Source organism: Candidatus Methylobacter oryzae (genome assembly GCF_003994235.2).
In the GTDB taxonomy this organism is placed as follows: domain Bacteria; phylum Pseudomonadota; class Gammaproteobacteria; order Methylococcales; family Methylomonadaceae; genus Methylobacter_A; species Methylobacter_A oryzae.
Window position 1 is genome coordinate 58,175 of record NZ_RYFG02000103.1, and the last position, 8,301, is coordinate 66,475.

At 56.1% G+C, this 8,301-nt stretch carries 6 protein-coding genes; 2 read left to right on the forward strand and 4 right to left on the reverse strand.

Annotation, left to right across the window (positions count from 1 at the left end; genetic code table 11):
- Nucleotides 1-40: 40 nt before the first annotated feature.
- The 3 genes from EKO24_RS23480 to EKO24_RS13500 form a co-directional block, all read right to left on the reverse strand.
- A complete protein-coding gene (locus EKO24_RS23480) occupies nt 41-1,939 on the reverse strand; it encodes a chemotaxis protein CheW (RefSeq protein WP_338324010.1) in 1,899 nt (632 codons plus the stop codon).
- On the reverse strand, nt 1,842-3,278 hold the full coding sequence (locus tag EKO24_RS23235) for an Hpt domain-containing protein (protein WP_127027556.1): 1,437 nt from the start codon (nt 3,276-3,278) through the stop codon (nt 1,842-1,844). Before EKO24_RS23235 ends, EKO24_RS23480 begins: the two co-directional genes overlap by 98 nt.
- Before the next feature lie 423 nt (nt 3,279-3,701).
- Nucleotides 3,702-4,109 carry a response regulator gene (locus EKO24_RS13500; RefSeq protein ID WP_127027557.1) on the reverse strand — a complete coding sequence of 136 codons (408 nt, stop codon included), beginning with the start codon at nt 4,107-4,109 and terminating at the stop codon, nt 3,702-3,704.
- A 433-nt stretch (nt 4,110-4,542) separates the two neighbouring features.
- Here EKO24_RS13500 and EKO24_RS13505 point away from each other — a divergent pair, with 433 nt between their 5' ends.
- Both EKO24_RS13505 and EKO24_RS13510 read left to right on the forward strand, forming a co-directional pair.
- Entirely contained in the window at nt 4,543-4,821 is a 279-nt protein-coding gene (locus EKO24_RS13505; protein ID WP_127027558.1) for a hypothetical protein, read from the forward strand.
- On the forward strand, nt 4,808-5,134 hold the full coding sequence (locus tag EKO24_RS13510) for a hypothetical protein (RefSeq protein WP_196240024.1): 327 nt from the start codon (nt 4,808-4,810) through the stop codon (nt 5,132-5,134). Before EKO24_RS13505 ends, EKO24_RS13510 begins: the two co-directional genes overlap by 14 nt.
- 160 nt (nt 5,135-5,294) lie before the next feature.
- On the opposite strand, the gene EKO24_RS13520 is transcribed toward EKO24_RS13510, so the two are convergent.
- The coding region (locus tag EKO24_RS13520; RefSeq protein ID WP_143733227.1) for a methyl-accepting chemotaxis protein at nt 5,295-8,301 on the reverse strand (3,007 nt) is incomplete at its 5' end.

Sequence of the window (8,301 nt, forward strand, 5' to 3'; positions counted from 1 at the left end):
GGCATCGCGAAAGCTCCTAGCCCGAGTGCCGCTTCCTCCGTCAATCTGCATCCATGTTTCGGTTCAGCACGTAGCCCACGTCGAGCACCATGCCGACGTCCCCGCTACCGAGCAAAGCGCAACCGGTCACGCCCCGAATGCCGGACAAATACCCTTGCAACGGACGAATCAGCACCTGTTGCTGACCGATCAGCTCATCCACGGACAGCGCCGCGCGCCGCCCCTCTTTACCGACCACAACGAACAAGTGTTTCAACTCGCCGCCGTCCTGTTTCAAACACTGCGCCAGGGCCGTCTCCATGCCTTGCTCTTGCCCGCCCCGGCGCAGGAACTGGATAGGCAGCACGTCGTCGGCTTCCAGCCGCAACAGGTAGCGGCCTTTATCCGCCGAAACCTGCATCAATTCTTCCCCGCCGGAACGCACGATACGTAAGATAGCGTCGATGGGCACCACGTACTGCACCTCGCCCACGCGCACCGCCATGCCTTCCATGACCACCATCGCCAACGGCTGGGTCAGCAAAAAGCGCGTACCGCCGGACGGCAGGTTGCTCACTTTCAAATCGCCGCCCAGCAGGCGCAACTGGCTTCGGATTGCAGCGAGATCGACGCCTTCGCCTTCGCCGTTCGATAGCGCGCCAAAGCCCTCGCGCAAGGCCAGCGCGGCATCCTGGGACTCGTCGGTCCAGCCCAACTGGCGGCTGCGCTGCACGATGCGCTGCAAGTCGATGCCGGCGCCGTCGTCCTCCACGGTAATCGCGACATGATCTTCATGCTTGACCAACATCACCCGGCAAGTTCCCCGTCCGGGCTTGCCCGAAGATACGCGCTGCTCCGGCTTTTCGATGCTCTGGGACACGCAAAAAGTCAACAGCCCGCGCAAGGCCACCTTCAGGCTGTCCAACATGCTGAAATCGAGTTCGATTTCATCGCCGACGGTCGCCAGCGCAACCTGCCGCTCATACGTTCTCGCCAGCCCGTCGATAAAAGGCGCCAACGGTTTAAGCAACAAACCGGCCGGACGCACCCGGACAGCGAGCGCCTCCTCCTGCAAGCGGCTCAGCAAGGCCGAGTTTTGCGCTTCGAGCTGCATCAGTTTTTCCACGCTTGCCAGCCAATTTTCCAAAGTTTGCCGCACGCCGCTACGCGCCGCCAGCCAATTACCCTCTTTGCTATCCAGCTCCGACTCCACCGCGCGCACCAGATCGGACTCGAACAAACGGGTCAGCAAATGCTGCACCATGGCTTGGCCGGTGACCAGCTCGCCGATGGATTCGAGCATGTCGCCCGAAATCGTGCCCTGCATCGCCATCGAGCGGGTCGCGTCTTCTTCAGCGGACGTCAACCCTTGAACACTGCCGCTCTTGTCGTCCTGATGCTTGCCTTCCATGCGATCCGCCAGCGCCACTTCCACGCGCAAGCACCGGCCTTTCGGGTCCAACATGCTTAGCGCCTCGTTAAAGCCTACCGCGGCCAACGGACTGGAAATCAAAAAATCGAATAGCGTACAGTCGCCCTCAAATACGGTCACATTGCTGATCACCTGGGCAACGCCGGATTCCATCCAGTTCAGGAAATTGGCCGCCAATTCCTCGTCCTGGTTCAAGTCGGAACGGACAATGTAAAAGCGGTGTCCCGCTTCCAATCCTGACAATGCGTTTTTGACGCTCTCCGGCGTCAAAACCTTGTGGAACGCTTTCGGCAACCCCAAGCGCGCTTCGATATGCGCCGCCGATACCGTGCCGCTGGACGCGAACGTCGCTTCCGAAGCTTCATGCAACAATTTCTCGATCTGCGCCATATCCGGCGTTTCGCCGGCTTCGACGACGTCCAGGATAATTTCAATGTCGCTGATGAACGACTTGGCGATATGCAGCAGCAACGCATCCGGCGCCTGCTCGCCGATTTCGGCGCGGGCAAACAGGTCGATGATCGACATGCTCAGATGCGCCGCCGTCTCCATCTCGTAGAACAGGCAGGCGTGGTAAACCTGGTTCATCAACTCGATCATGCGCGCATTGCGCATGTACGTCTTCCTTGCGCTTGATCCGCTCGATCACGTTGCGCATCTCAAGCAAGCTCTCGAACACGTGTTCGGCGCACCAGGCCCTTAACGTGGTTCGAGGATCGAGCGCCAAGCCCTCCCGGTCTTCGAGCATGACCTCGGCAACGGAGGCGAGTTCTTCATACAACAGGAATTCGAGCCGGACGAAGTGGGCTTGCAACGATTCGGCACCGCTGCCGGCGTCGGCAATCACCTTGTCCAACACATCCGTTATCCGTACAAAACCGTGTGCTTCGGCTAGCGCCCGTATTTCCCCAGCCGTTTCCGCGAGCGCATCCAGCGACAATTCCCGGTCGGAGGAAATATGGTTGCCCAACTGCGACAATCTGCCTAGCGGCAGTTCCAGCGCGTCGAAAAAACGCCGCACCGGATCGTCGCTGTCATCGCGACGCCGGGCGCTGCCGACGCTTGGCCGCTCGCCCTTATCCCGCTCGTAAAGCGCTTGCAAATGCGCAAACAAGACCTTGGCATGTTCCCGGCGCGGCCCGTCGATCTCCAGGAAATCCTGCAACACCAACAGCCAGTCGCGCATACCGATCTGGTCCGCCGCATGGCGCAAACGCTCGGCTTCCTCGCCGACTGCGCCGAGCCCGGCGCTGCCGGCGTCAGCCTCCAGCGCCGCCCGCATCTCCTGCAACACGTCGTGGGCCATGCCGAAAAATATGTCGCGATAAACCGGGTCGCCGGCCAACGAATGCGTATCCAGCGGTTCGAACACGATCGATTGCGGCGGCACGTCCTCAGCGGATTCTGGGGCGTCCGCGACGGCGTCCGCTTGGTTTGCTGCTGTATTGCTGTCCTGTTCGGCGATGCGGGACGTTGCAATCTTTTCCGTGAGACGCTGGATCAGATTGTCCGCCATCCCGGCCGGAGCATCCTGGTGCGAGGCTACCGACGTTTCCAGCATCCCGCGTAGCGTATCCGTCGCTTCCAACAGCAAATCGACAATTTCTTCGTCCAGCGCCACCCCGTCGTCACGCACCAGGCCGATCATATCCTCCGCCAAATGCGCTACCGACTCGATGACCGATAGGCCCAACATACGGGCATTGCCTTTATAGGTATGCATCGCACGGAACAGCCGCGCCACCGCATCCGTATTTGACGGCGTGTCTTGCAGGATCAACAGGCTCTCTTCGACTTCGTCCAGAGAACTGCCGCCTTCTTCGGCATACAAGTGCCACACCTCGTTTATATCCAACTCATCGGACATTCCGTACCCCTAATTAATTTTTGTAATTTTTATATTAAACGCGTTCGCACAAAGACACCCTACACCTCATATCCGGCAGCCCGATAAGTTTCGGCATTCAATTATGAAGCGTCTGACAGCGTTTTCAGTGTTGGTTAATAACAGGGTTGGAGGTAGATGTGTTGCACTTATCCACCCTGCCAACAATGCCTATAAGGCAAGGCGGCGTAGGGTGGATAAGCAACGCGCATCCACCAAAAGCATCACTCAGGCAATATGAAAACGCTGTCATTAACGCGACTCTTGTTTTCAATACAAGAACTTTCGCAACTACTATATTAACCAAACCCAGGTTTGTACTCCGGCCCTCTCTCAAAAAAATCAATGTGTTAAAAAATAACTACAAGATTTTCAAAACAGCCGTAGCGAACGGTGAGGCAATCGTTAGCCCAAACCGACCAATCGCCTCATGACGCCTGCCAACTCGTCGCCGCGTTTATCGACCAAATCCAGCGACACGGCCCCCGACGGTTTGGTGACAATTGCATCGGCGCCCAACTCGCGCGCTTTGGCGGCATAAGGCGAACCGGAAAGCGCCACCGACGACAGGATGACGATTTTGGCCTTGCTCTTGAGCTTGGCGTAGCGCAAAAACTCCAAACCGTCCATTTCCGGCATCTCGATGTCCAGCAAAATCAACGACAAATCCTTGTGATTGTCTAGCTCCTCCAATGCTTTTTTGCCGTTTTCGGCAAACGCCACCGCCTTGAATTCCGGCATTTTGCTGACGAAACTGCGAATTACCGTACGCATCATTACCGAATCGTCCACTACCAAAACTTTATGTTCCATATTGACTCCTTATTTTTTAAGTTAGAAAAATTACGCCGGTTCCCAAGCTGAAGCTTGGGCACCGGAAAAAACTTGCTCTCGTTCCCACGGGTTCCGCTCGTCGTTATACACATTTCGACGTAGGCCTGAAATCTGGTTGCTCCGTTGAGCGTTGCGCGAGTTAGACCTTCCAGGTTTTAAAAACCTGGAAGGTCTGCTATCCGCATGTTCGTTCTCGTTCCCACGGGCTCCGTGGGAATGCGGTGCAGGACGCGCTGCGTCCCCTATATGCCGGACGCTGGCCGTGATTCACGGCGCAGCGCGCCTTAACCGCATTCCCAGGCTTGAGCTTGGGAATAAATAAAAAACCTTTACATGCCCTACCTCCCTTTCTTTAATTCAGTCTAAATTAGTGCTATCGTGCCTCAGTGCAATTAAACATCAGGAGGCTGCAATGGCAGGCTTGACTACACAATCCAGCGTCAAAGTTATTGGCGCAAACGGACAAATCACACTTGGTAAACAGTTCGCCGGTCGCCAAGTGCTCATCGAAGAACAGGAGCCGGGGGTCTGGTTGGTGCGTATTGCCACCGTCATTCCGGACAACGAACGTTGGCTGCATTCGCCTCAAGCTGCCGCCGACCTTCAAAATGCGCTTGCCTGGGCAAAAACCAATCCCCCCGCCGATACCTCTACCGATGCCGTACTGGAAAAGCTGAATGCCCAAAGCTGAACGGAAGGTCATGGTCAAACTCGACCTCAACAACCCGGTCTTTCAGGAAAACCTGCTGACACTGCAAAAGCCTGAGCGTTTGGCAGCGTTCGATACCCTGAACAAACTTCGGCAAATGACCTGGAACCAACTGTATAGAGACCACGGCCTAAAATGGGAAAAAATTACCAGCATCAAGCCACCGTCCGGGATTCCTGCCATTTACTCCTTACGCATCACTCAAGTACGACGGGCAACAGCCTATCGCGATGGCGACTTCATCCGGCTGCTAACCATCGCGCATGACCATGACAGCACTTACGCCAAAAAATAATTACCCCATTGTTCCAATACGGCTCCATGCCATTCCATAGACCTTCCAGGTTTTTACTGGAGCCGCTCCCGGCAGCTCCAGCACTTCCGCCATCCATGGCAGTCGTAAAACCTGGAAGGTCTGACTTTGCGCTACCAGCTTAACGAGCAAACCGGCGCGCTTAAAAGTTGCCGAAACCCCGCTCATCTGCATCCAACGGCAATACCGACTTAGGCGACTTGGAGCGTGGCGACCTCGGCGCCGAATTTTGGATAATCGGCTGGGTCGCCGCGGCCATGCCGGCCTGATGCGTCGACAGCATCGCCATAATTTGGCGCATCATCTCCGGCGACAAGCCATCCAAGCCCAAACCGCCTGTTTGCTGTTGGCGCTCGCGCAGTTTGAAACGGCTTATTTCCGTGCGCATCCGGTTGGCGGCGTTGGTCAGCTCGCCGGAAGACGAAGCCAACTCTTCCGCTTGCTGGCTGCCTTCCTGGGCCGCTTTTGCCACTTGCCCCATCGCCACGTTGATCTGCGATACGCCGCGCGACTGCTCGGTGCTGGCGGTAGCTATTTCCGCCACCAAATCCTTAACCTTAGTGACATTGCCGACAATCTGGTCCAACGCATCGCGGGTTTCGTTGGCGATGCCGACCCCTTCGGTCACGCGCTTGGTCGAATCCTCGATCAAATCGGCGGTCTCGCGCGCAGCCTTGGCGCTACGTCCGGCCAGATTGCGCACTTCCTGCGCCACCACCGCGAAACCGCGCCCGTGTTGGCCGGCGCGCGCCGCTTCCACCGCCGCGTTCAGCGCCAGCAGGTTGGTCTGGAACGCAATTTCGTCGATTACCTTAATGATCTTGGCAATGTTTTGCGACGATTGGCTGATGGCGTCCATCGCGCCGATCATGTCGGCCATTTTTTCCTGGCCTTGGTTGGCCGCCTGCGAGGTATCCATCACCAATTGGTTGGCGGTATTGGCATTGTCGGTATTCGCTTTAACCTGGCTGTCGGTTTGTTCCAGGCTGGAGGTCACTTCTTCGACCGAAGAGGATTGTTCCTCGGAAGTCGACGCCATGTTTTGCGACGCAGAGTTAAGCTCGACGGCAGCCTGTCCGACTTGCTCCACCGTATCGACGATTTGGTAGAACGTATTGTTGAGGCCGCCGAAAGCATTTTCGAACGCGACGATGATTTTGGCGTAATCGCCTTGATGGCGCGACGCATCGGCTTGAATATTGAGCTGGCCGTCGACAATCGCCTGGGAAAGATAGGCGGCATCGTCAATGATGCGGTTAACCGCATCGATACAAGTGTTCAGGTTGTTTTTCAAGACGTTGAAATCGCCGTTATAGGCGTCGGTGATTTTCGCCGGAATGTTGCCTTTGGCGATGTTTTCGACGTACTCGGCAGCCACGTTCAACGGCCCGATTACCGCGTCCAGCGTGTTGTTGACGCCTTCGACGATACGGCGGAAGTCGCCTTGATGCTGGGTCGCATCGGCTCTAGTCGCTAAACGGCCTTCGACTGCTGCCACCGACAGCGTGTTGGCGTCCGCCACCAGCGCATTGACCGCATCGATACAGGTGTTCAGGTTGTTCTTTAGGATGTTGAAATCGCCGTTGTAGCTGTCGGTAATTTTCGCCGGAATGTTACCTTTGGCGATGTTGTCGACATAGTTAGCGGCCACGTTCAACGGCCCGATCACCGCATCCAGCGTGTTGTTGACGCCTTCGACGATCTTACGGAAATCGCCTTGGTGCTGGGTCGCATCGGCTCTAGTTGCCAGGCGGCCTTCCACTGCCGCTACCGCTAATACGTTGGCATCCGCCACCAAGGCGTTGACCGCGTCGATACAGGTGTTCAAATTGTTCTTCAGGATGTTGAAATCGCCGTTGTAGTTGTCGGTGATCTTCGCCGGAATGTTGCCTTTGGCAATGTTGTCGACGTAATCGGCGGCCACGTTCAACGGCCCGATCACCGCGTCCAGTGTATTGTTGACACCCTCGACGATCTTACGGAAGTCGCCTTGATGCTGCGTCGCATCGGCTCTAGTCGCCAAACGGCCTTCGACCGCCGCTACCGCTAATACGTTGGCGTCCGCCACCAGCGCATTGACCGCATCGATACAGGTGTTCAGGTTGTTCTTTAGGATGTTGAAATCGCCGTTGTAGCTGTCGGTGATCTTCGCCGGAATGTTGCCTTTGGCAATGTTGTCGACGTACTCGGCCGCCACGTTCAACGGCCCGATCACCGCGTCCAGTGTATTGTTGACGCCCTCGACGATTTTACGGAAGTCGCCTTGATGCTGCGTCGCATCGGCTCTAGTCGCCAAACGGCCTTCGATCGCCGCCACCGCCAGCACGTTGGCGTCCGCCACCAGCGCGTTAACCGCGTCGATACAGGTGTTCAAATTGTTCTTCAGGATGTTGAAATCGCCGTTGTAGTTGTCGGTGATCTTCGCCGGAATGTTGCCTTTGGCGATGTTGTCGACGTAATCGGCCGCCACGCTCAACGGCCCGATCACCGCGTTCAAGGTGTTATTGACGCCTTCGACGATCTTGCGGAAATCGCCTTGATGTTTGCTCGCGTCGGCGCGGGTCTCCAGGCGCCCTTCGACTGCCGCGACCGACAAAATATTTGAATCCTCTACCAATATCTTGATGTTATCCCGTAACAAATTAACACTATCGCGCAATGCTCTGCGTACGCCATGACAGCTTTCCTGGTTTACTAACGGCCTCTCCAAATCGCCTTCGGCCAAACCTGCTACAACCGTGGTTAAATTATTCCAGACCGTGATGTCGCTCCATTCGACCATCGCACCGCTTCTTTCGCCATCGCCATCGAACAGTGGCGTGGCGACCAGATCAAAGGTGCGGCCTCCTAGCGTAATGGTTGATTGCGTGGATGCTTTCAATCCTGACAATATTTTTCGCTGGTGTCCCGGATTCTTATGGAATGCATCCATATTCATGCCCAGCAATTTTTTGCTGTCAAAATGCGGAAGTTGTTTACGGATATCGGTTTCGGCTTCGGCAAACATTTGTTCAACCGCAGGGTTCATGTAGACGATGTTATAGTCCTTATCAACAAGTTGAATGCAGGTTGACACGCCTTTTAAAATCGAAGTATAATGCTGCTGCTGCTGCTGCTGCTGCTGCTGCTGCTGCTGCTGCTGCTGCTGC

What these genes read in the sequence shown, in the direction of transcription:
- EKO24_RS23480 (WP_338324010.1), bottom strand. Translation starts at nt 1,939, where the DNA reads ATGTCGATCATCGACCTGTTTGCCCGCGCCGAAATCGGCGAGCAGGCG.
- EKO24_RS13510 (WP_196240024.1), top strand. Translation starts at nt 4,808, where the DNA reads ATGCCCAAAGCTGAACGGAAGGTCATGGTCAAACTCGACCTCAACAAC.
- EKO24_RS13500 (WP_127027557.1), bottom strand. Translation starts at nt 4,109, where the DNA reads ATGGAACATAAAGTTTTGGTAGTGGACGATTCGGTAATGATGCGTACG.
- EKO24_RS23235 (WP_127027556.1), bottom strand. Translation starts at nt 3,278, where the DNA reads ATGTCCGATGAGTTGGATATAAACGAGGTGTGGCACTTGTATGCCGAA.
- EKO24_RS13505 (WP_127027558.1), top strand. Translation starts at nt 4,543, where the DNA reads ATGGCAGGCTTGACTACACAATCCAGCGTCAAAGTTATTGGCGCAAAC.